Genomic DNA, 20,497 nt, shown 5'->3' with positions numbered 1-20,497 from the left:
CTAGCCGGTGCACACCGTGAGGTCGGCGACGGCCGTCGGGAGGGCGTTCTCGCCACCCAGCAGGGTGACCTCCGTCGCTCCCAGATCGGTGATCCGCTTCAGGGTCTCGGCGGGGATGCACGAGCCGGGCACCGTGAACAGCGGGGCGTCGATCCGCGGCCCGTAGGCCGAGCCCGACAGCGCATCCGGGAACCGCTCGCCCGTGGCGAGCAGCACGCGGCCGGCCTCGTCGAAGAAGTACCGGTTGATGCTGCGCGAGGTCGCGTAGCGGTCGGCACCTCCCAGGCGGACGGTCGGGGCGATGGTCGCCGCCTTGTTCAGGATGCCCACCGACACGGAGTCGGTGCCGCCGACGATCACGATCTTCGACACGCCGAGCTCCTCGAGGAGGTCGGCGGTCTCGGAGTCGAGCTTCGAGGCGGGACCGTTCACCAGCAGCACCGGGCCGGCGCCGTCGACCGCGGCACCCGCGGACAGGGCGTCGGCGTAGGTGGTGCCGGTCGCCAGCACGGCGACCTCTGCCCCGTCGGGGAAGGCGGCCTTCGCGATGTTCCGCGAGGCCTCGAAGCGGTCGGCACCGCCGATGCGGGAGACCGTGCCGAGCTCCTTCAGCGAGGCCTCCGCCTCGGCCGAGACCGCCTGCACGCCACCGACGATGACGATCTTCGTCGCACCGAGGCGCTGGATCTCGGCCTTCACCGAGTCGGGCACGGAGGCCTTCGTGGTGAGCAGCACCGGAGCGTCGGCGCGCGTCGCGGCAGGAGCCGCCGACAGGGCGTCGGGGAAGGTCTCACCGCTGGCGAGGTAGACCGTGTCCGAGCCGTCCGGCCAGCCGTCCTTCGACGCGTTCACCGAGACCTCGAAGCGGTCGGCGCCGCCGATCCGGTCGACCTCGGGCGGGGTCGGCAGTCCACCGGTGACGCTCACCGGGATCCGCACGACCGTGCCGCTCGGCTCGGCGGTCAGCACCAGCTGGCTCGACGCGTAGGCGTCGGCCGGCACCTCGACGGTGACCGTCGCGGTGCCATCAGCCACGGCCGTGGCGTCGAAGGTCGCCACCGATCCCGGCCAGGAGGCCTGGATCGTGGTGTTCTGCGGGCTGCCGAGCGAGGTCAGGTCGAGACCCGACACCGTGGCCGAGACCTCGGCGCCGATCTCCACCGGGCCGGCGGTGACGTCGGTCACCGCGACCGCCTGGCGGGCGAAGTCGGGCGTGAGGCCCGGGTTCGCCTCGAGGTAGGCGATCCACGCGTCGCGGTCGACGAGGCCCGAGTCGCGGGTGTCGGTTCCCTCCGCGAACTCGCGGAAGTTGTCGCCGCCCTGCAGGAGGAAGTTGAACGAGCCGATGCGGTACGAGGCCGCGGGATCGATCGGCTTCCCGTCGATGAAGACGCCGGTGATGTGCGAGCCGCGCTCGGCGTCGGGGTCGAACGTGTAGGTCACGTTCTTCGACAGCCCGAGCTGCAGGTAGGGCCGCGACGGCACGGTGCCGTCGGGGTTGGTCTGCCACTGCTGCTCGAGCACTTTCGTGAACTGCTCGCCCGTGAGGCTCGTCGTCCAGAGGTTGTTCACGAACGGCAGCACCGCGTTGGCCTCGGCGTAGGTGACCACGCCGTCGGGGGCGAAGGTCAGCTCCTCGCGGAGTCCGCCGGGGTTGACCACGCCGATCTCGGCGCCGCCGCGCTCGGCGGAGCCGAGCGAGGAGACGAGGGAGTCGGCCACCAGGTCGCCGAGCGTCGACTCCGAGGCGCGGTCGTCGCGCTTGCCCCCGGTGTAGACGCCGTCGACGTACGAGCCGCCGCTGAAGGCGGTGGTGATGTCCGCGGTGACCGAGCCCTTGGGCTGGTTGCCGATCTCGGCGGCCTTGGCGAGCGCCGCATCCGTGATCGTCTTCACCTCGGCCACGGCCGGGTAGGTGCTGACCAGCTGGGCGTCGAGGGCGGCGCTCAGGGCGGCCGTCTCCTCGGGCGTGGCGCCGGTCGCGGCGGCGAGGCGCTTCACGTTCTCGGCCGTGTAGCCCTCCACGTCACCCGTGGCGGGGTCGAGCGAGAGCACGACGTGACCGATGTTCTCGCCGTAGTTGCCGGTCTGCAGCACCGGGCGGGTCTTGTCGCTGCCCGGGATCGGGCCGTCCCACGCGTACTGCTTGTGCGTGTGGCCGGTGAAGATCGCCGCCACGCGGGCGTCGGTGTCGGTCACGATCTTGGCGAACGCACCGCCCTCGGCGACCTCCTGCTCGAGGGTCGCGCCCTCGAGCAGGCCCGCGCCGGCGCCCTCGTGGTAGCTGGCGATCAGCACGTCGGCCTCGCCGTTGGACTCGTCGCCGTCGCTCAGCTGAGCGGCCACGCGGTTCACCGCGTCAACCGGGTCGCCGAAGTCGAGGTCGGCGATGCCGCCGGGCGACACCAGCGACGGGGTCTCCTGGGTGATCGCGCCGATGATGCCGACCGTGAGGCCGCCCACCTCCTGCAGCGAGTACTCGTCGAGCGCCGGGGTCTGGGTGCCCTTCTGGTAGACGTTCGCACCGAGGTAGTCCCACGTCGCGTTCCGGGCGTCGTCGGCACCGATGATGCGGTCGACGAGGTCGGAGTAGCCCTGGTCGAACTCGTGGTTGCCCACGGCGCTCGTCTTCAGGTCGAGCGCGTTCAGCACGTCGATCGTGGGCTGGTCCTGCTGCACCGCCGAGGCGAACAGCGAGGCGCCGACGTTGTCACCCGAGGAGATGAAGAGCGAGTTCGGGCTCTGCGCCTTGATCTGCTCCACCGTTCCGGCGAACTTCACGGTGTTGGTGTCGATGCGGCCGTGGAAGTCGTTGATGTCGATCAGGTTCAGATCGAGGGTCGACGGCTGCTCGCCGGCCGACGGCGTGTAGCCGACGATCACCGGGTCGTGGTCGCTCGAGCGGAAGACGCTCTCGTCGTAGAAGTCCGTCGCGTTGTAGTTGTAGCGGCTGTACTCCTTCGCGATCGTCTCGCCCGAGTTGATGTTCCAGATGTCGACACCGCTCACCTTGGCGTCGGCCGAGGGGGTGGCGTAGACGTGGTCGAGCGATCCGCTGGCCCCGTCGAAGGAGTAGCTGTACTTGCCCGACTTGGCGCCCTGGTCGACGTAGCCGGCGTCGGTGATCGTGACCGCCGGGTCCTCCTGGCTGTAGGCGTTGAAGTCGCCGATCAGGAACACGTCGGTGGTGCCGAGCTCGGTCTGCAGCGACTGCGAGAACGCGACCAGCGCGGTGGCCTGCGCCACACGCGACGCGTTCGAGGCGCCCTGCCCGTCGCCCTGGTCGGCGTCGGCGCCCGTTCCGGACCCCTTCGACTTGAAGTGGTTCACGATTGCGACGAACTCGCCGCCCTCGGCGCCCACCGGAGCGAACTCCTGGGCGAGGGGCTGACGGGCGTTCGCGAACGCCGGGTCGAGCAGCACGCGCGAGGCTCCGACGGGAGCCACGACGGCCTTCTTGTAGATGAAGGCGGTGCGGATGACGTCCTGCTCCTCGATCGGCGGCAGCGCGTCGGCGGCGGGCGAGGGCACGAAGGCCCACTCCTCGGAGCCGGCGGCCGCGTTCAGCGCCGCGACGAGGGTCGACAGGGCCTGGTCGCGGTCGGCGCCGAACTTCGCCGAGTTCTCGATCTCCTCGAGCGAGACGACCTCGGCGCCGAGGCCGTTGATCGCCGCGACGATCTTGGCCTGCTGGCGGGCGAGGTCCTCGGGCTCGGCCGCACCGCGGGCGTCGCAGCCGGAGTTGACCGTGACCGGGTCCTCGTCGCGGTCGGTGTAGTACGTGCATCCGGTGAGCGTGTCGCCGGTGGTCGTGAAGTAGTTGAGCACGTTGAAGCCCGCGATCTGCAGCGCGCCCCCGACGTCCTCGGGCTCGGCGTCCTGCTCTCCGGCGAAGGTCGCGGGGGCGGTCGCACCCGAGACGTACTGCGCGGTGGGCTGGAACTTCCAGGCGTTGTTGCGGTAGTCGAAGATCACCGGGGCGGCGAACGTCGCCGAGGAGCCCACGACGATGTCGGGGTTCTCGGTGAGGTAGGGCAGCGGGATGTCCTTGTTGGCGTCGGAGCCGAGGAAGTTGATGCTCGCCCCGTCGTCGAGCGTCACGGCACGGGCCGCGTTGCCGGCCACGGCGGCGGCGTACGCGTCGGTGCCCGGGCGGGCGATCTCCGTGGGGGTGGTCAGCGGGGCGTCGCCGGCGGCGAGGCCGATCTCGGCGTACTGGTTGGTCGTGTAGTTGTTCGTGACGGTGAACTCGCCCTGGGGGGCGACGAGCATGCTCTCGGCGGCTTCGCGGCCGGCGGCGTCGAGCGGCAAAGTGAGCGCGAGGGGCGTGACGGCCTCGGCCGGGTCGAGCTTCACCAGTCCGTCGGCCGCGGCGACCTCGAACTCGGTCAGGCCCTGGAACTCGGTGACCGTTCCCGTGACCTGCACGTGGTCCCCGACGGCGACGGATGCGACGGTCGCCTTCGAGTAGACGAAGATCGCGTCGCTGGCGGTGCGGCCCTCGGCCTCGGCACCGGTGCCGGGCGTCTGGATGACGTAGCCGTTGAACCCGCCCACCGGATAGGCCGCGGTGACGACGCCGCTCGTGGTCACCACCGGCTTCTCGGCCGTGGCGAAGGGCGAGGCGTCGCCCGTGCCCTGGATCTCGGCGATGGTGTACTCCGCCGTGGCGGCGGGCGCCTCGGTGGCGGAGGCGCTGGACACGACGCCGACGAAGGGTGCGGCGAACAGCGCCCCTCCGGCGATCGTGGCGAGGACCGCTTTCAGCGACCTCGAGGGTGATTCGGACATGGATCTCCTAGACGAGAGGGCTCACACGGATTCCGTCATGCTAGGGGCCCCATGCAACGAAAGAAAGACTGAACATTTCGAGCAGGTTAACAAAGAAAAACTGAATGATTGTCACCCTGATGGGGGGCAAGAAGCGTACCGCGAGCGCCAGCTGCACGACAAGTGCAGATCGTCTCCCCGGGGCACCTTGTCCGTATTCCGCACGCCCCGGATAGGGTGTTGACAACGCGATGGAGCTGTCGAGCATCCGCTCACCCTGGCGACATCGCGAGGATCGACTGAAACACGCTGACCCTGGGGGGTCCAGGATGCCGGGTACCGCACGACGACGAGTCGTCGGTGCGCCGTCCGAGGAGGTCGTCGGGCTCGACCGCGATCCCACCGAGATCGCCGAGCTGCTGGCCACCGGCGGGAGCGTCGTGATCGTCGGCGTGCCGGGCAGCGGCAAGAGCCATCTGGCGCGCGCCGTCACCGCCGAGCTGCGCCGGCGCGACCTCGAGCCGGTCGTGCTGCGGCCCGGGCAGAGGGCGCCCGAGGGGCTCGGCGAGCATCCGGTGCCCGGCGTGCCCCCGCTCGTGCTCGTCGTCGACGACGCCCGCTCGTTCGATGAGCCCGACCTCGAGGCGATCAGCCGCGCGGCCTACACGGGCCGCGCCCGCGTGCTGCTGACGGCCGAGACCGACCCCTGCACCCAGGCCTCCGGCCTGCCACCCGTGCTCGCGCAGCTCTGGCTCGACGGCGCCGCCGTGCGCCACGACCTGCAGCTGCTCGACGACGTCACGGCCGATCAGCTGATCTCCTGCGTCGTCGGCGACGACGTGCTCGACTCGGTCACGCGGGCCGTGGTCACCCAGCGCTCCGCCGGCAACCGGATGCTCCTCCGCGAGCTCGCGCTCGACGCCGCCGAGGCGCAGCGCGGGGGCGGGCACGAGCCGTGGGAGACCCGCCGGGCGCGGGCCGGATCGCGACTCGCCGACGCCCTGCGCACGGTGGTCGACGGCTACGACGAGGAGCAGAAGCTCGCCCTGGCGCTGGTCGGCCGGCTCGACGGGATCGAGTACTCGACGCTGAGCCGCGTGGTGCGGCCCGCGGTGCTCGACGCACTGATCGGCCGCCGGGTGCTGCGCGAGACCGGTCCGCACCGCCTGCTGCACGCCACGGCACCGATCGCCCAGGAGGCCGATCACCGGCTGCCGCCCGGGCGGGTCGACGCCGTGGTCGACGAGCTCATCGGCCGCATGCTCACCCAACCGGGGGTGGGCACGAGTGAGCCCGTCATGCGGGCCGCCGCGGCCGCGTGGCACTCCGGCAGCGACTCGGTGCCCTCGCCCGGGGAGGTCGATCCGTCGCTGCGGGGCGAGGTGCTCGGCACCGCCGCCGCGGCCGCCAACGCCGAGGGGCGCGCGGGGCTGGCACTGGACTACGTGGCCCTGGGCTTCGCGGTGGACGGGCATCCGGCCCTCAACCTCGAGGCGTCTCGGGCGCTCGCGCGGCTGCACGAGATCGACGAGGCCTACGCCCAGATCTCGCGGCTGGACCCGGCCACGGTGCCAGTGCCGGAGCTCCGCCGCCTGGTGCGGTGGTGGGCCAGCATGATCGCCTGGAACCCCGCCGGGCAGACACTCGCCGACATCGAGGAGTGGCTGGCCGCGGCGGGGGTGACCGACCGGAGCGTGCTCTGCGAGCTCGACGTGCAGCGCGCCGAGGAGTGCTACCTCGACCTGGACTGGACGGGCGGCGAGCGGAACGCGCTGCGGGTGCTCGCCGAGCCCGAGGCGGGCACGCTCGCGCGGCTGCGCGCATCGGTGGTCGCGTCGATGTGCGCCGCCCAGCTGGGGCGCGGCTCCGACGGGCTCGCGATGCTGGCCCGCGCCGAGCGGATCAATCGCGACCCCGTCACGAGCCGGCCGGTGTCGCTGCGCACCGAGCTCGTCCTGATCTGCTTCCAGGCCTTCACCGGCGTGATCGCCACGAGCGTGCCGCCCCATCTCGACGCCCGGCTGCGCTTCGCCGTCGGAGTCGCGGCCCAGCGGAAGGACCGCAGTGGGCTCGCTCTGGCCGGCATCGTCTCGGGCGTCGCCCTCGGGTTCGCCGCGGGCGACGACGCCCGGGCCGAGCTCGAGTTCGGCGCGGCGATCGACCGGATCGACCGGATCGAGTTCGCCGTCTTCCGCCCCCTCGTCGGCAATCTGCGCGCCAGCGCGCTCGCCCGGCTGGGCCGGGTCGCGGAGGCCAGGCAGGTGCTCGACGAGATCGACATCGAGCAGCTGCGCGCGCACCGCCTGTTCCGGTACTCGCGGCACATCGTGGAGTACGACATCGCCGTCGCGGCCGGAGAGCTCGGCACCGCCGAGGCGGCCCTCGTCGCGGCCGAGGCCGAGCGGGCGGCGGGCGACGCGATGGCCGGCCCCTCGGTCACCGACCGCAAGCGGCGGCAGAGCCTCGACCGCACCATCGACGCCCTCGCCCCCGCCCGGAGCGAGAGCCCGGCCGACCGCGTGCTGACCGAACGGGAGCACGAGATCGCGCTGCTGGTGGCGGGCCGGCTGAGCAACAAGGAGATCGCGCAGCAGCTCTTCCTCTCGGTGCGCACGGTCGAGTCGCACATCTACGCCGCGCGCGGCAAGCTCGGCGCCGGGTCGCGCCGGGAGCTCGGCGATCGGGTGCGCGAGCAGGATGCCCGGGACCGCGTGGCGGACGGTAGACTGTAGGCCGTCCTCCCCCGTCACTCCCCGAGGAGCAGCCGTGCCGAAAATCGTCGTCGACGTCATGCCGAAAGCCGAACTCCTCGACCCGCAGGGCAAGGCCGTCGCCGGCGCCCTGACGCGGCTCGGCAAGAGCGAGTTCACCGGGGTGCGGGTGGGCAAGCGCTTCGAGCTCACGGTCGACGGCGTCGTCGACGCGGCGGTGCTCGCCGACGTGCGCGAGATCGCCGAGGAACTCCTGTCGAACTCCGTCATCGAGGACGTGGTGAACATCACGGTGCTCGACGAGGCCGGCGCCCACAGCGCTGCCGCCTCCGGAGCGCTGGCATGACCCGCGTCGGCGTCGTCACCTTCCCCGGCTCGCTCGACGACCGCGACGCCCAGCGCGCGGTGCGCTTCGCCGGCGCCGAGCCGGTGGCGCTCTGGCACGGCGACCACGACCTGCAGGGCGTCGACGCCGTGGTGCTGCCCGGCGGGTTCAGCTACGGCGACTACCTGCGCTGCGGCGCCATCGCCTCGCACTCGCCGATCATGCGCGAGGTCGTCGCGGCCGCCGAGCGCGGCGTTCCGGTGCTCGGCATCTGCAACGGCTTCCAGATGCTCACCGAGGCGCACCTGCTGCCCGGCGGCCTGATCCGCAACGACCACGGCTCCTTCATCTGCCGCGATCAGGTGCTGCGGGTCGAGAACGCCTCGACGGCCTGGACCAACGCGTTCGAGGTCGGCCAGGAGATCACCATCCCGCTGAAGAACGGCGAGGGCGGCTACATCGCCTCAGCCGAGACGCTCGAGCGGCTCGAGGGCGAGGGTCTCGTCACCTTCCGCTACGTCGGCGTGAACCCGAACGGCTCGCTGAACGACATCGCGGGCGTCTCCAACGAGCGCGGCAACGTCGTCGGCCTGATGCCGCACCCCGAGCACGCCGTCGAGGCCGGCTTCGGCCCCGACACGGCCGTCGCCATGCGCTCGGGCGTCGACGGGCTCGGCATCTTCACCTCGGCGCTGCAGTCGCTGCTGGCCGTCTGAGCCCTCCCCGTCGGCACGCCTCAGTGCTGGTGCCGGCCGGCGTCCCAGCTCGGGAAGGGGTCGGGCAGCCGCTGCCACAGCTCCGGCCCGGCCAGCAGCTCGCCCGGGTCGAGCAGCGCCTCGTCGAGCAGTCCGATCAGCCGCTGCACGCGCAGCCCTTCGCCGAAGAACACGAGCTCCTGACCGAGCGGCGCCGACGCGTGCCAGCTCGGCATCGAGGTCGGGTCGAGGCTGAGCAGATCGCCCGCGCTCGACCAGCTGCCGACGACACCCGAACGTGAAGCCAGCCGGGTCAGCCCACGCGACCGCACGATCCGTCCCACCTCCCCGGGCGTGAAGCGCTCGACCGCGCTCGCGAGCCGCCCCGGGTGGAACGGTCGCGGGTCGGTGAACACCAGCGTCTGCAGGGGGCTTCCGGATGCCCGCCCCCGCGCCGAGGGATCGAGCTCCCGCTGCCAGCCCATCGACGCGGCGATCCGGTGCACGAGCCGCCGCTCGAGACGCGCCGGCGTCGCGTGGACGGCGTCCAGCGCCTCGGGCCCGACCAAACGCGCCGCCGGGCACAGCCGCTCCAGCAGGGCGAGCACCCGGGGTGCCGCCGCATCCAGGAGCACGACGACCGAGCACGCCTCCAGACGCGAGGCGAGGCGCTCCGCCGCGTCGTGGGGTTCGCCTTCGTCGGGGTGGGCGCCAGGATGCCCAGCGGCGGCCGGGCACCCGGGCGGGCATCCGAAGAGCAGGCGGTCGATCTCGGCCGACGTCGTGACCGCGACCACGTCGCGCACGGCGATGGGCGTGACGTGCGGCTCCCGCGACTCGAGCAGGTGCTCGAGCATCAGCGCCGCCTCCAGCACGTCGACGCCGGGCTCGATCGCGATGACGCGGTGGCCGGAGCCGGTGGCGCGCGCGTCGGCGTCGAGCGCATCGGCGAGTCCGAGGGCGAGTGCCGCGGCGTCGCCGTCGTCGCCCTCGAACTCGAGCTGCTCGGGAGGGATCGCCGGCGACGCTCCCGGTACGGCGAGGCGCCGAGCCACCGTGTTCACCGCCGTCGAGGAGGCCCCGCTGACGAGCGTCACGGCGAGCACGGGGCGGAAGGCGGGCGGAGTGACACGGGCGGGGATCATGGTGGTACTCTATCGATAACCATTCTCAATAAGAAGTCGAGGAGATCGACATGAAGGTCCGCAACTCCCTCAAGTCCATGAAGACCATGCCCGGGTCGCAGGTCGTGCGCCGCCGCGGCCGCGTGTTCGTGATCAACAAGCTCAACCCGCGCTTCAAGGCGCGCCAGGGCTGAGTCGGCTCGGTAGCTCGGCGGGTGGGATGCACCGCGAAGGCCCCGCGTCAACCCCTCGCCGCGCATCCGCACCCCGGGTAGGCCTGATGCTGAGGAGCGGTGCCACGAGGCAGAAAGCTCCGGAACACTGGAGGCATCGATGACGATCGCAGAACTCTCGACCGACCGCTCCGGCGGCCCCGACCACTCCCCGCGGCACGACGACGTGACCGCCCTCACCTGGCGCTGCCCGCAGCCCGACCTCTGGGTCGCCGTCGACGAGCACGGCCGCCCGGCCGGCATCGTCTCGCAGCGCCGTCGCAGCCTGTTCGTGACCACCGCCGTCACGGGGCACGCCCTCGGCCAGCACGAGAGCCTCGCCGAGGCCCAGGCCGCGCTCGAGCGGCACGCCCGTCCGGCGCCCGTCCCCGTCGCCGCGCCGAGCACCGTCAGGGCATGACAGGCTCGATCACCCTTCTCCGCGCCGACATCACCACCGTCGCGGCCGACGCGATCGTGAACGCCGCGAACAGCTCACTGCTCGGCGGCGGCGGGGTCGACGCCGCCATCCACCGCCGGGGCGGCCCTGAGATCCTCGCCGAGTGCCGGGAGCTCAGGCGCACCCGCTTCCCCGACGGCCTGCCCGCCGGCGACGCCGTCGCCACCACGGCCGGCCGGCTGCCGGCGCGCTGGGTCATCCACACGGTGGGCCCCGTCCACAGCACGACGGATGACCGGTCGGCGGTGCTGGCCTCGGCCTACCGCCGCTCGCTCGAGGTCGCGGGCGAGCTCGGCGCCGCCTCCGTCGTGTTCCCGGCGATCAGCGCCGGGGTCTACGGGTGGCCGGCCGACAGCGCGGCACGCATCGCGGTGGACAGCGTGAACGCCTCGCCCTACGCCGGGGCGGTGTCGTTCGCCCTCTTCGGCGACGCGATGCTGCGGGAGTTCGAGCGGGCGCTGGCGTAGAGCATCCGCTGGACTGGTCGCGTGCGGGGTCAGTCGGCGTCGGGGCCGCGCTCGACCGCGGTCAGCGCCCGGGTGTCGAGCTCGGCCGCGCCACCGTAGCCGCTGCGGCGACGGTGGATGAAGGTGATCGCCCAGAGCACGATGCCGAGCACCAGCAGGATGCCCGCGATCTCGTACTGCTCGGGCGGACGCCCCGAGGTCCACGGCAGCACGAGGTAGAGGCACGCGATCGCACCGATCACGGGCAGCGCGGTCGGCGTGCGGAAGTGCTTGTGCTCGACGCGCTTCTTGCGCAGCACCAGCACGCTCACGTTGACCACCGAGAACACCGCGAGCAGCAGCAGCGAGGTGGTGCCGCCGAGGAGCACGGCGATGGGGTTGTCGGGGTCGATCGAGACGAAGGCCGTGAGCCCCAGCGCGATGGCGGTGGTGAACAGGATGGCGGCCCACGGCGTGCGCCGCTTCGGCAGCACCTTCGACAGGAACGGCGGCAGCACGCCCTGCTTGGACATGCCGTAGAGCAGGCGGCTCGCCATCATCATGTTGATCAGGGCGCTGTTGGCGACCGCGAAGAGCGAGATGAAGGGGATCAGCGCCGAGATCGGGAAGTCGGGTGCCGCCGTCTGCACCACCGTCACCAGTGGGGTGTCGTTGCCGGCCAGCTCGCCGACGGGGACGATGGCGACCGCGACGATCGACACCAGCACGTAGATCACGGCGGTGATGCCGAGCCCGGTCAGCATCACCTTGGGGAAGATCTTCGAGGGGTTCTTGGTCTCCTCGGCCATGTTCACCGAGTCCTCGAAGCCGACCATCGCGAAGAAGGCGAGCGAGGTCGCCGTCGAGATGGCGAGGAACACGCTCTTGTCGTCGGGGGTGTCGAAGGCCACGACCCGGGAGAAGTCGGCCTGGCCGCCGAAGATCGCGAAGAAGCTGATGAAGATCACCAGCAGCAGGCCCGAGAGCTCGACGAGTGTCAGCACGACGTTCAGGCCCACGCTCTCGGCGACACCGCGGAGGTTCACGGCGGCGATCAGGATCATGAAGGCCAGCGCGATCAGGAGCGCAAGCCCCGGGCCCTCGCCGAGCCCGAAGCCGATGGCGAAGTTGCTGGCGAAGGCGCCCGCCGCGGCCGACGCCGAGGTGATGCCCGACGACATCACCGTGAAGCAGATCAGGAAGGTGACGAAGTGGATGCCGAAGGCCTTGTGCGCGTACAGCGCCGCCCCGGCCGCCTGCGGGTACTTGGTCACCAGCTCGAGGTACGAGCACGCGGTGATGGTCGCGACGACGAACGCGATGAGGAACGGCAGCCAGGCCGCGCCACCCACCTCGGCCGCGACCTGACCCGTCAGCGCGTAGATGCCGGTGCCGAGGATGTCGCCGATGATGAACAGGAGCAGGAGCTTCGGGCCCATCACCTTCTTCAGTTCCGGCTCGCTCGGGGAACTCGCGGAACTCGAGGGTGACGCTGCCGTGGCTGTCATGAGGCCACTATGCACCCTGTTAACCTTCGACGGGCATAATGCGGGCATGGCGAAGAAGACGAAGACGGCTCTGAAAGACCTCGTGAAGGCCCTCGAGAAGCACCAGGAGGTGCTCGAGGACAAGAAGAGCGGGCACGGCAAGCGCGACCGCGCGACCGCGAAGGTGCGCACAGCCGCCATCGCCTACGCCTCGGCGGTCTACTCCCGCACCGGCGGCACGAGCCCGTTCCTCGACCTGCCCGACCCCGGTCTCGACGAGTCGACCGTGGCGTCGCTGAAGGCCGAGAAGGAGGCGCTCGTCGCCCGCCAGTCGGCGAAGAAGTCGTCGAAGCACGCCGCGCCCGCGAAGGCCGAGGCGGCCTCCGACGCCCCGGCCGACGCTTCTGCCGACACGTCCGCCGAAGCCGGCTCGCCCGCCGAGGCCACCCCCGCCGAGGGCTCGCCCGCCTCCGTCTGATGCCGCGAGCGGCGTGACGGCCGTCGCAGCCGGGCGGCGAAGACCACCCGGCGCTGCGCGGCGAAGCCGACGAGGTAGAGCGTCGCCTCGGTGAGGAGCTTGGCCGCGACGAGCGGCAGCCCGGCCCACGTCAGCGCCTCGAGCAGCAGCACGTTCGCCCCCAGCAGGGCGGCCGCGAGCGCGGCGTAGCGGAGCGCATCCTGAGCCGCCGGCCGACGTCGGCGACCCCGGAACACCAGCTGCCGGTTGACGGCGAAGTTCACCGTGGCGCTCACCGCGCGGGCCCCGACGGCCGCGACGAGTAGCGAGCCGGTCGCGGTCATCAGCAGCTGCAGCAGCACCAGATCGAGCACGAAGGCCCCGGCCGACGACGCCGCATAGCCGAGCAGCGGCCGCAGCACGCGCCAGGAGTCGACCACCGGCCGGAAGTGCGAGGAGGCGTTGCGGTCGAGGTAGACGGTCTCGATCTCGAGCTCCACGATGCGATGACCGGCCGGCCCGGCCTCGAGCAGCACCGTCAGCTCGTACTCGAAACGCTCGCCCCGCAGTTCGAGCAGCCAGGGCAGCAGCGCGGGCGGGTAGGCGCGCAGGCCGGTCTGCGTGTCGCCGACGGCCTGACCCGTGGCGGCGCGGAAGAGCAGGCGCGAGACCGTGTTGCCCAGTCGGCTGCGCGCCGGGACCTCGCCGGTGAAACGACGTCCGCCGAGCACGAGGGCGAGCGGATGCGCGTCCCACCCCTCCTGGTGCGCCTCCGCCGCAGCGGCCACGCGCAGGATGTCGGCGACGCGGTGCTGGCCGTCGCTGTCGGCGCAGACCACCGTCTCGCCCGGATGGTTCGCGAGCGCGTGACGGAAGCCGGTCTTCAGCGCAGCCCCCTTGCCGCGGTTGGCGGGGTGGCCGACGACCTCGGCTCCGGCCGCGCGCGCCAGGTCGAAGGCCAGGGCGTACTCGGGGCCGCTGCCGTCGTCGACCACGAGGACGGTCGCCTCGGGGGCCGCCTCGCGGAGGGCGGTGACGAGGTCGAGCAGGCGGGCATCCGGTTCGTAGCTGGGGACGAGGACCAGCACGGCTCAGCCCTCGGCGGCGATGTAGAGGATGTCGGAGGTGCCGCGTTCGTCCTGCGTGCCGTTCGGGTCGTTCACGACCTCGCCGTCGTAGTACATCGTCGACGAGCCGCCGCCGTCGAGGTTGTAGGCGGTGGTGGCGCCGAGGGACTGCAGGATCTCGGCGAGTCCGGTCATGGTGACCCCGGCGCTGTGGCCCTCGTTGCGGCCGTCGACCACGACGAAGACGAGGTGGTTCTCGTCGATCACGCCGACGGCGGTGCGGGGCTGCTCGCCCTGGATCGAATGGTTGCCGAAGTTCGTGTCGACCTCGACGTCGTCGATGCCGTCGAGGATCGCGCCGTCCTCGATGAGGGCGGGGCCGAAGCTGAGGGTGTTCCAGACGCCGCCGGCCACCAGCTCGTCGGCGGTGGTGGCGGTCTCGTCGTAGACCTCGACGCGGCCGTCGGTGTAGAAGGCGAGTCCCTCGCGGGCGCCGTCATCGCGATAGACGACGCCGTTGCGGATGACGATGCCGGTGTCGCGGAAGCCGTAGTAGTCGCCGTTGATCGCGAAGATCGCGTCGTTGTCCTCGGCGATGGCTGAGGTGGTCGCCGTGATGTTCTGGCCGAAGGCGTCGTCGGCGAAGGCGGAGCGGAGGTCGGTGGCGGTGCCGAGGGTGACGTCGGCGACGTAGTAGGTGACGGTGTCGGTGCCGGAGCCGGTGGTGACGGTCTGCACGGAGACGGCGGTGGTGCCGGTGCCGGTGCCGTCGGTGGTCGTGGTGCTCGTGCCGTCGGTGGCGGTGGCGGTGGTCGTGCCGTCGGCGGTGGTCGTGCCGGCGGCCTGGGCGGCCTGGGCGGCCTCGTACTCGTCGACGTTCGCGATGGCGACGTGCGGCACGAGGTAGCGCTCGGCCGCCCACGCGGCTCCGCCGCCGAGGGTGAGCGCCACGACGACTGCGGAGGCGATGACGACGGTGCGGCGCCGGGGTCGGCGCCCGGGGGTTCTGGTGTCGGTGTCCATACCCCCTTGCTACGCACCGTTCGAAGGTGCGGGCCCAGGCGGGGCTTGCACTCCCCTATGACTGGCTGTGCGTCTCCGATGAGAGGACGACCACGGCCTTGCCGCCGACGGTGCCCGCCTCGAGGTCGCGGTGGGCCCGGGCGATCTCGTCGAGGGCGTAGACCCGGCCGATCGGCACCGTCGCGTGCCCCGCGGCCACGTCGTCGAGGAAGCCCTGCAGCACCTCCGGCGGCAGGTCGGACGCATCGCCCGAGTAGGCGGTGAGGCGCACGCCGTTCGGCAGCCACTCCATCGGGTAGAACTCCGGGATCGTCCACTGGTCGCTGAGCATGCCCGTGAAGCAGACGGTGCCGCCGGCGCGCACGGCGCGGAGGGTGTCCTTCATCACGTTCACGCCGACGAGCTCCACGGCACCGTCGACGCCACCCGGCACGAGCGCGCGCACCCGGTCGGCGAGCGCGCCGTCGTCGATCAGCACGTGGTCGACGCCGGCGGACTCCAGGAGGGGGCGGCGCGCATCCGATCGTGTCGTCGAGAGCACCGTGAGCCCCTGCCGCTTGGCGAGCACGGCCAGCGCCAGACCGATCGAGGACGTTCCGCCGCGGATCAGCAGCGTCTGGCCGGCGCGGGACTCGACCCCGACCCGGAGCGAACCGGAGGCGGTCTGCAGCATCTCGGGCACGGCGCCGAGCGTCGACCAGGGCAGCCCGCTCGCGAAGGGCACGACCTGGGTCGCGGGCACCACGACGTACTCGGCGTACCCACCGTCGAACTCGCGGCCCATGCCGCCCATCAGCGTCGCCACCTGTGTGCCGGTGGCGAGGCGACCGCTCGGGTCGTCGGCGACGACGCCCACGGCCTCGATGCCCGGGATGCGCGGGAAGCTGCCCGAGTAGGCGACGCCCTGGCGGAAGTGCAGCTCGGAGCGGTTGAGGCCGAACGCCTTGATCTCGATCAGCACCTGGCCGGTCGCGGCGGTGGGGCGCGGGACGTCGCGGAGCTCGAGCACCTCCGGGCCGCCCGGGTGGTCGACGACGACGGCGCGCATGGTGGGCGCCGGAGTGGCGGCGAGGGGAGTGGCGGGACCGGGTGCGGCGGGAGCGGTCATGAGGGGGCCTCGGTCTCTGGGTCGGTGGTGAGGGCGGGAGCGGCGGGGGTGGCGACGGCCGGAGCGGCGGGGGTGGCGACGGCGTGGATGGCGGGCACGGCCGACATGAGGGCGGTGCGGAGGCGTGTGAGGTCGGCCGTCAGAGCGGCGGTGTCCACCCCGGCGGCGGCCAGGTGGCGGGCGAGGGCGGCGGCGGCGACGCCCTCGGCGGCGGCACGCGCATCCGCCCCCTCGGCCGTGAGGGAGACCAGCGCCGACCGGCGGTCGCCGGGATTGGGCCGCCGCTCGACCAGGCCGTCGCGCTCGAGCCGGTCGACGAGCTTGCTCGCGGCGCCGACGGTGATCACCAGATCGTCCTTGATGTCCTGCACCCGGGCCGCGCCGCCGTGCGCGTCGACGACCCGCAGCGCCTCGAGCCGGGCGAGGCCCACACTGCTCGCCGGGTCGTTCGCCAGCTCGCGCTCGATCAGGTTCCAGAGCTCGGTCTCGTAGCGCACCAGGGCGTCGAAGAAGGGATCCATGCCCTCCTCAAGCTCATTCCCCGGAAGTATATTCCCCGGAATGGACAAATCGCTGCCGACCGAGCACGGCGAGCAGCTCGAGCTTGGCGGCGGCCTCGCTGCGAGGCGCTGCGGTGAGCACGAGGAGGGTCTGGCCCTGGTCCTCAGTGAGCAGGGCCTGGCAGTCCAGCTCGATCGGGCCGAGCTCCGGATGCACGAGCACCTTGTGATCCTCGAAGCGCTGCGCCACCACCTGCGTCTGCCAGATCGCCTCGAACTCCTCGCTCACGGCACGCAGCTCGCGCACGAGCGCCCCCGCGCGGGACCGCTCCCCCGCCGCCCCGTACGCCACCCGCAGGCCCGAGACCTGCGCCCGGCTCTGCCGCGCCCGGTCGGACTCGGGGTACAGCTCCCGCTCGCCCGGATCGGTGAACCAGCGGTAGGTGCCGCTGCGGGCCGCACCGGTGTGGCGGGAGTGGTCGCCCATCAGCGCCTTCGACAGCTCGTTCTGCAGCAGCGTCTCGCCGAGGCTCGACAGCACGAGCGCCGGCGTGTTCTCGAGCCGGTCGAGCACCCGCATCAGCGCCGGGGCCACGTGGGTGTCGAGTGGGGTGCGGGCCGGCGCCGTGTGGCCGGCCTGGCGGTAGAGGTAGTCGCGCTCGTCCAGACTCAGCCGGAGCGCCCGGGCCAGCGCGGCCAGCATCTGCTCGGACGGCTGCGGCCCGCGCACCTGCTCGAGCCGCACGTAGTAGTCGGTCGACATGCCGGCGAGCGCCGCCACCTCGTCGCGCCGCAGCCCCGCGACCCGGCGGCGGGGCCCGGCCGAGAGGCCGACGTCCTCGGGCCGGAGCCCGGTGCGGCGGGCGCGGAGGAAGTCGGCGAGGGCGGCGCGGTTCATGATCCGATTATCGGCGCAGCGCGCATCCGGAGACAGGGATCGCCGATCCCCCGACAAGCGCTCCCCTCCCGCCCGCGACCGGCGACGCGCAGGCTGGGCGCATGGACATCACAACCAGCACCGTCTTCCTCCCCGGCGCCACCTCCGGCATCGGACTCGCCCTCGCCCTGCGGCTCCAGGCCGCCGGCAGCACCGTCGTCATCGGCGGCCGCCGCACCGAGCTGCTCGATCGCCTCGCCGGCGAGCACGGCTTCGACACCGTGCCGATCGACATCACCGACCCCGCCTCCGTCACCGCCGCCCGCGACACCGTGCTCGAGCGCCACCCCGAGCTCGACGCGATCATCGCCATGGCGGGGATCATGACCGCCGAGGACGTGCGCGACGCCGGCTTCCTCGACGACGCCCTGCGCGTGGTCGAGACGAACATCGTCGGTCCGCTGCGCCTCGTCGCCGCCTTCGTCGAGCACCTGCAGACGCGTCCGCACGCGACCGTGATGACCGTGTCGTCGGGGCTCGCGCACCTGCCGCTCGCCGCGACGCCCACGTACAACGGGTCGAAGGCCTTCATCCACCGCTTCAGCGAGAGCATCCGTCTGCAGCTGGCGTCGACCTCGGTCGAGGTCATCGAGCTCGTGCCGCCGGCGGTGCAGACCGACCTGATGCCCGGCCAGGCCGAGCAGCCCGGCTTCCTGCCGCTCGACGACTTCGCCGACGAGGTGATGGCGCTGCTGCGGGCGAACCCGCACGCCGCCGAGATCCTCGTCGAGCGCGTGAAGTTCCTGCGGTTCGCCGAGGTCGAGGGGCGGTTCGACGCGGCGGTCGCGGCGGTCAACGCCTAGCTACTGCTCCTGCGGGGCCCCGCCGATGTTGACCAGCCAGTTGATGCCGAAGCGGTCGACCACCATGCCGAAGCTGTCACCCCAGGGCGCCTCCACCAGGGGCTCGGTGACGGTGCCGCCCTCGGCCAGCTGGTCGAAGTACCCGTGCAGCTCGTCGCTCTCGCCGGGGCCGCCGCTGAGCGACACCGAGATGTTGTTGCCCACGGTCAGCTCCATGTGGGTGGGCGTGTCGGAGAGCATCAGCACCAGCCCGCCCGCCGTGGTGAGCTGCGCGTGCATCACCAGGTGCTCCTCACCCGGCTCGACCGGCATGCCGAAGTCGCCGAAGGTGCTCAGGCCGAGCTCGCCGCCGAAGACGGACTGGTAGAACTCCGCCGCCTCCTTCGCCTGGCCGCGGAAGTTGATGTAGGGGTTCAGGGTGGTCATCGAAGGCTCCTCGCTGTGGTCGTGAGGTCACGGTAGCAGAGCATGTGAACGCTGTACACATCTCTTCGGTGCACGGATGCGCGGGCATCCGTTCACCCCGCGGCCGACCTCAGCTCGAGCAGGCGCCCGACGCCACCTCTTCGGTCGACGAGACCGCCGCGAGCACCGGCGCGATCTCGTCGAGGGTGAGCGCGTAGCCCGTCTCGGCGTCGACCGTCGAGCGGGCGAAGACCACCCCGACGACCTGCCCCGCGTCGTCGAAGAGGGGGCCGCCCGAGTTGCCCGGCCGCACGGTGGAGCGGAGGGAGTAGATCTCGCGGGTGACCGTGGCGTCGCCGTAGATGTCGCGGCCGACCGCGTCGACGACGTCGCGCACGCGGGACGGGATGACGGAGTACGGGCCGTTCTCGGGGTAGCCCGCGACCGTGGCGGAGTCGCCGGAGGCCAGCTCGGTGCCGAGTGGTAGCGGATCGGCGGGGAGGCCGGGCACGTCGAGCACCGCGAGGTCGCGCTGGGGGTCGAAGACGACGAGGCGGGCGTCGTAGAGCCGGCCCTGTCCGCCGAGCTGCACGGTGAGCGCGTCGCTGCCCGCCACGACGTGGGCGTTCGTCACGACGCGGTCGCCCGCCACGACCCAGCCGCTGCCCTCGGCGTCGGTGCCGCACCGGGGAGCGGAGGACAGGATGCGGACGACGCCGCCCGAAACCTGGTTCACCGCATCCGGAACCGAGGGATCGGGCTCGGGGGCGCCCGGGATGATCTCCTCGCCGAACGCGAACACCTCGGGGAAGCCCGCCCCGTCGAGCGCCTCGCCGAGCGTGCCGAGGGCGCTCTCGGCGGGCACGGGGGCGATGCGGTCGAGGGTCGCGACCACCCGCGACGACGCCACCGCCTGGGTGACGGGCGGGATGCCGGTGGTCTGCAGGAAGCCGGCGAGCAGCCACACCACGACGGCCCAGGTGACGAGACCCAGCACGCCGCCGCCCAGGGCGTCGATGCCGCGGCCGATCCGCACGATGCCGATGACGCGGCGCAGGAGCGACGCGACCAGGGTGAGCACGGCCGAGGCGAGCGCGATGCTCAGGATGAGCACGGCCGCCGCGGCGAGGGTGCGCTGCAGAGGGCTGCTCCAGCCCCGGGTCGCGAGCCAGTCGACGACAGGTGGGGCCACGACGCCCGTGAGCCAGGCGCCCGCGACGATGCCGGCGAGGGCCGCGGCCGTCATCAGGGCGCCGCGCCGCCAGCCGCCGACGACGGCCAGCAGGGCGATCAGGAGCAGCACGAGGTCGATGAGGATGTCCATGTGCCGATCAGGCTACGCGGGGGGCTGCGGCGGTCGCTGGGAGTGTTCTGCGTCGCCTCTCGTTCTCGTTCGGTGGTCGACTGCGCGGGGTGCGGCGGCGCGTAGGATGCGGATCATGGCACTCGACGACATCCCCCTCACCACCATCGACGGGGCGTCCTCGACGCTCGCCGACTACGCGCCCGTCAAGCTGATCGTGAACGTCGCGTCGCGCTGCGGCCTGGCCCCGCAGTACGAGAAGCTCGAGGAGCTCCAGAAGCGCTATGAGGCGCGGGGCTTCACGGTGCTCGGCTTCCCGAGCAACCAGTTCCTGCAGGAGCTCGGCGACACCGACAAGATCAAGGAGTACTGCTCGATGACCTGGGGCGTCACCTTCCCTATGTTCGACAAGGTCAAGGTCAACGGGCGCTCGGCGCACCCGCTGTACCAGGAGCTCACCAAGACGCCCGACGCCGACGGCAAGGCGGGGCGGGTCAAGTGGAACTTCGAGAAGTTCGTCGTCACCCCCGACGGCGCCGTCCACCGCTTCCGCCCCTCGACGGAGCCCGACGACCCGGCCATCGTCGCCCTCATCGAGTCCTCCCTCCCTTCTGCTGAATAATCCTCGCTTAATGCGGCGTTCTCCGCTACTTTCGGTTCCGAC

The 20,497-nt window shown here is 72.0% G+C and carries 18 protein-coding genes; 8 read left to right on the top strand and 10 right to left on the bottom strand.

The window, feature by feature from the left end; all coding sequences use genetic code 11:
* The gene (locus HQQ85_RS10595) at positions 1-4,791 is read right to left on the bottom strand and encodes an ExeM/NucH family extracellular endonuclease (RefSeq protein WP_173182455.1); all 4,791 of its coding nucleotides are present in this window, start codon (positions 4,789-4,791) and stop codon (positions 1-3) included.
* A gap of 308 nt (positions 4,792-5,099) precedes the next feature.
* Between HQQ85_RS10595 and HQQ85_RS10590 the strand changes: the two genes are divergently transcribed.
* From HQQ85_RS10590 to purQ, 3 genes are read left to right on the top strand one after another with little or no spacing between them, the layout of a single operon-like run.
* The gene (locus HQQ85_RS10590; RefSeq protein ID WP_173182454.1) at positions 5,100-7,502 is read left to right on the top strand and encodes a LuxR C-terminal-related transcriptional regulator; all 2,403 of its coding nucleotides are present in this window, start codon (positions 5,100-5,102) and stop codon (positions 7,500-7,502) included.
* A 34-nt stretch (positions 7,503-7,536) separates the two neighbouring features.
* Complete coding sequence (gene purS / locus HQQ85_RS10585; RefSeq protein WP_173182453.1) at positions 7,537-7,827, top strand: phosphoribosylformylglycinamidine synthase subunit PurS; 291 nt, start codon at positions 7,537-7,539, stop codon at positions 7,825-7,827.
* On the top strand, positions 7,824-8,522 hold the full coding sequence (gene purQ / locus HQQ85_RS10580) for a phosphoribosylformylglycinamidine synthase subunit PurQ (RefSeq protein ID WP_173182452.1): 699 nt from the start codon (positions 7,824-7,826) through the stop codon (positions 8,520-8,522). Before purS ends, purQ begins: the two co-directional genes overlap by 4 nt.
* A gap of 20 nt (positions 8,523-8,542) precedes the next feature.
* On the opposite strand, the gene HQQ85_RS10575 is transcribed toward purQ, so the two are convergent.
* On the bottom strand, positions 8,543-9,646 hold the full coding sequence (locus HQQ85_RS10575) for a GTP-binding protein (protein ID WP_173182451.1): 1,104 nt from the start codon (positions 9,644-9,646) through the stop codon (positions 8,543-8,545).
* Positions 9,647-9,696: 50 nt separating this feature from the next.
* Between HQQ85_RS10575 and ykgO the strand changes: the two genes are divergently transcribed.
* The 3 genes from ykgO (at position 9,697) to HQQ85_RS10560 (ending at position 10,764) form a co-directional block, all read left to right on the top strand.
* A complete protein-coding gene (ykgO, locus tag HQQ85_RS10570; protein WP_173182450.1) occupies positions 9,697-9,819 on the top strand; it encodes a type B 50S ribosomal protein L36 in 123 nt (40 codons plus the stop codon).
* A gap of 139 nt (positions 9,820-9,958) precedes the next feature.
* Entirely contained in the window at positions 9,959-10,258 is a 300-nt protein-coding gene (locus HQQ85_RS10565) for a hypothetical protein (RefSeq protein WP_173182449.1), read from the top strand.
* Positions 10,255-10,764 (top strand): O-acetyl-ADP-ribose deacetylase, encoded by a 510-nt coding sequence (locus HQQ85_RS10560; protein WP_173182448.1) that lies wholly within the window; start codon positions 10,255-10,257, stop codon positions 10,762-10,764. Before HQQ85_RS10565 ends, HQQ85_RS10560 begins: the two co-directional genes overlap by 4 nt.
* 29 nt (positions 10,765-10,793) lie before the next feature.
* Here HQQ85_RS10560 and HQQ85_RS10555 read toward each other — a convergent pair whose 3' ends face one another.
* From HQQ85_RS10555 to HQQ85_RS10530, 6 genes are all read right to left on the bottom strand, one after another.
* Positions 10,794-12,251, bottom strand: coding sequence for an APC family permease (locus HQQ85_RS10555; RefSeq protein WP_254069309.1), 1,458 nt, complete (start codon positions 12,249-12,251; stop codon positions 10,794-10,796).
* 198 nt (positions 12,252-12,449) lie between these two features.
* Positions 12,450-13,775, bottom strand: coding sequence for a GtrA family protein (locus HQQ85_RS10550; protein WP_173182447.1), 1,326 nt, complete (start codon positions 13,773-13,775; stop codon positions 12,450-12,452).
* A 3-nt stretch (positions 13,776-13,778) separates the two neighbouring features.
* A complete protein-coding gene (locus HQQ85_RS10545) occupies positions 13,779-14,777 on the bottom strand; it encodes a phosphodiester glycosidase family protein (RefSeq protein ID WP_173182446.1) in 999 nt (332 codons plus the stop codon).
* A gap of 55 nt (positions 14,778-14,832) precedes the next feature.
* Complete coding sequence (locus HQQ85_RS10540; protein ID WP_173182445.1) at positions 14,833-15,885, bottom strand: zinc-binding alcohol dehydrogenase family protein; 1,053 nt, start codon at positions 15,883-15,885, stop codon at positions 14,833-14,835.
* The gene (locus HQQ85_RS21475; RefSeq protein WP_216851618.1) at positions 15,882-16,406 is read right to left on the bottom strand and encodes a MarR family transcriptional regulator; all 525 of its coding nucleotides are present in this window, start codon (positions 16,404-16,406) and stop codon (positions 15,882-15,884) included. Before HQQ85_RS21475 ends, HQQ85_RS10540 begins: the two co-directional genes overlap by 4 nt.
* 13 nt (positions 16,407-16,419) lie before the next feature.
* Positions 16,420-17,283, bottom strand: a complete 864-nt coding sequence (locus HQQ85_RS10530; RefSeq protein ID WP_173182444.1) for a helix-turn-helix domain-containing protein — start codon at positions 17,281-17,283, stop codon at positions 16,420-16,422.
* 101 nt (positions 17,284-17,384) lie between these two features.
* On the opposite strand from HQQ85_RS10530, the gene HQQ85_RS10525 reads away from it, so the two are divergent.
* Positions 17,385-18,125: an SDR family oxidoreductase gene (locus tag HQQ85_RS10525; protein WP_173182443.1), complete on the top strand. Its 741-nt coding sequence runs from the start codon at positions 17,385-17,387 to the stop codon at positions 18,123-18,125.
* Here HQQ85_RS10525 and HQQ85_RS10520 read toward each other — a convergent pair whose 3' ends face one another.
* Both HQQ85_RS10520 and HQQ85_RS10515 read right to left on the bottom strand, forming a co-directional pair.
* On the bottom strand, positions 18,126-18,551 hold the full coding sequence (locus tag HQQ85_RS10520) for a VOC family protein (RefSeq protein WP_173182442.1): 426 nt from the start codon (positions 18,549-18,551) through the stop codon (positions 18,126-18,128).
* 109 nt (positions 18,552-18,660) lie between these two features.
* Positions 18,661-19,854 carry a MarP family serine protease gene (locus HQQ85_RS10515; protein WP_173182441.1) on the bottom strand — a complete coding sequence of 398 codons (1,194 nt, stop codon included), beginning with the start codon at positions 19,852-19,854 and terminating at the stop codon, positions 18,661-18,663.
* A 115-nt stretch (positions 19,855-19,969) separates the two neighbouring features.
* Here HQQ85_RS10515 and HQQ85_RS10510 point away from each other — a divergent pair, with 115 nt between their 5' ends.
* Positions 19,970-20,455 carry a glutathione peroxidase gene (locus tag HQQ85_RS10510; RefSeq protein WP_173182440.1) on the top strand — a complete coding sequence of 162 codons (486 nt, stop codon included), beginning with the start codon at positions 19,970-19,972 and terminating at the stop codon, positions 20,453-20,455.
* Positions 20,456-20,497 lie beyond the last annotated feature (42 nt).

Source organism: Herbiconiux sp. VKM Ac-2851 (assembly GCF_013205105.1).
Classification (GTDB): Bacteria; Actinomycetota; Actinomycetes; order Actinomycetales; family Microbacteriaceae; genus Herbiconiux; species Herbiconiux flava.
The sequence above is the reverse complement of the archived record's forward strand: the minus strand, read 5'-3'. Positions and strand labels throughout refer to the sequence as shown.

Excerpts from the sequence above, each read along its gene's own strand:
- HQQ85_RS10595 (WP_173182455.1), bottom strand. The coding sequence starts at position 4,791 with ATGTCCGAATCACCCTCGAGGTCGCTGAAAGCGGTCCTCGCCACGATC.
- HQQ85_RS10590 (WP_173182454.1), top strand. The coding sequence starts at position 5,100 with ATGCCGGGTACCGCACGACGACGAGTCGTCGGTGCGCCGTCCGAGGAG.
- purQ (WP_173182452.1), top strand. The coding sequence starts at position 7,824 with ATGACCCGCGTCGGCGTCGTCACCTTCCCCGGCTCGCTCGACGACCGC.
- HQQ85_RS10575 (WP_173182451.1), bottom strand. The coding sequence starts at position 9,646 with ATGATCCCCGCCCGTGTCACTCCGCCCGCCTTCCGCCCCGTGCTCGCC.
- ykgO (WP_173182450.1), top strand. The coding sequence starts at position 9,697 with ATGAAGGTCCGCAACTCCCTCAAGTCCATGAAGACCATGCCCGGGTCG.
- HQQ85_RS10565 (WP_173182449.1), top strand. The coding sequence starts at position 9,959 with ATGACGATCGCAGAACTCTCGACCGACCGCTCCGGCGGCCCCGACCAC.
- HQQ85_RS10560 (WP_173182448.1), top strand. The coding sequence starts at position 10,255 with ATGACAGGCTCGATCACCCTTCTCCGCGCCGACATCACCACCGTCGCG.
- HQQ85_RS10555 (WP_254069309.1), bottom strand. The coding sequence starts at position 12,251 with ATGACAGCCACGGCAGCGTCACCCTCGAGTTCCGCGAGTTCCCCGAGC.
- HQQ85_RS10545 (WP_173182446.1), bottom strand. The coding sequence starts at position 14,777 with ATGGACACCGACACCAGAACCCCCGGGCGCCGACCCCGGCGCCGCACC.
- HQQ85_RS10540 (WP_173182445.1), bottom strand. The coding sequence starts at position 15,885 with ATGACCGCTCCCGCCGCACCCGGTCCCGCCACTCCCCTCGCCGCCACT.
- HQQ85_RS21475 (WP_216851618.1), bottom strand. The coding sequence starts at position 16,406 with ATGGATCCCTTCTTCGACGCCCTGGTGCGCTACGAGACCGAGCTCTGG.
- HQQ85_RS10530 (WP_173182444.1), bottom strand. The coding sequence starts at position 17,283 with ATGAACCGCGCCGCCCTCGCCGACTTCCTCCGCGCCCGCCGCACCGGG.
- HQQ85_RS10525 (WP_173182443.1), top strand. The coding sequence starts at position 17,385 with ATGGACATCACAACCAGCACCGTCTTCCTCCCCGGCGCCACCTCCGGC.
- HQQ85_RS10520 (WP_173182442.1), bottom strand. The coding sequence starts at position 18,551 with ATGACCACCCTGAACCCCTACATCAACTTCCGCGGCCAGGCGAAGGAG.
- HQQ85_RS10515 (WP_173182441.1), bottom strand. The coding sequence starts at position 19,854 with ATGGACATCCTCATCGACCTCGTGCTGCTCCTGATCGCCCTGCTGGCC.
- HQQ85_RS10510 (WP_173182440.1), top strand. The coding sequence starts at position 19,970 with ATGGCACTCGACGACATCCCCCTCACCACCATCGACGGGGCGTCCTCG.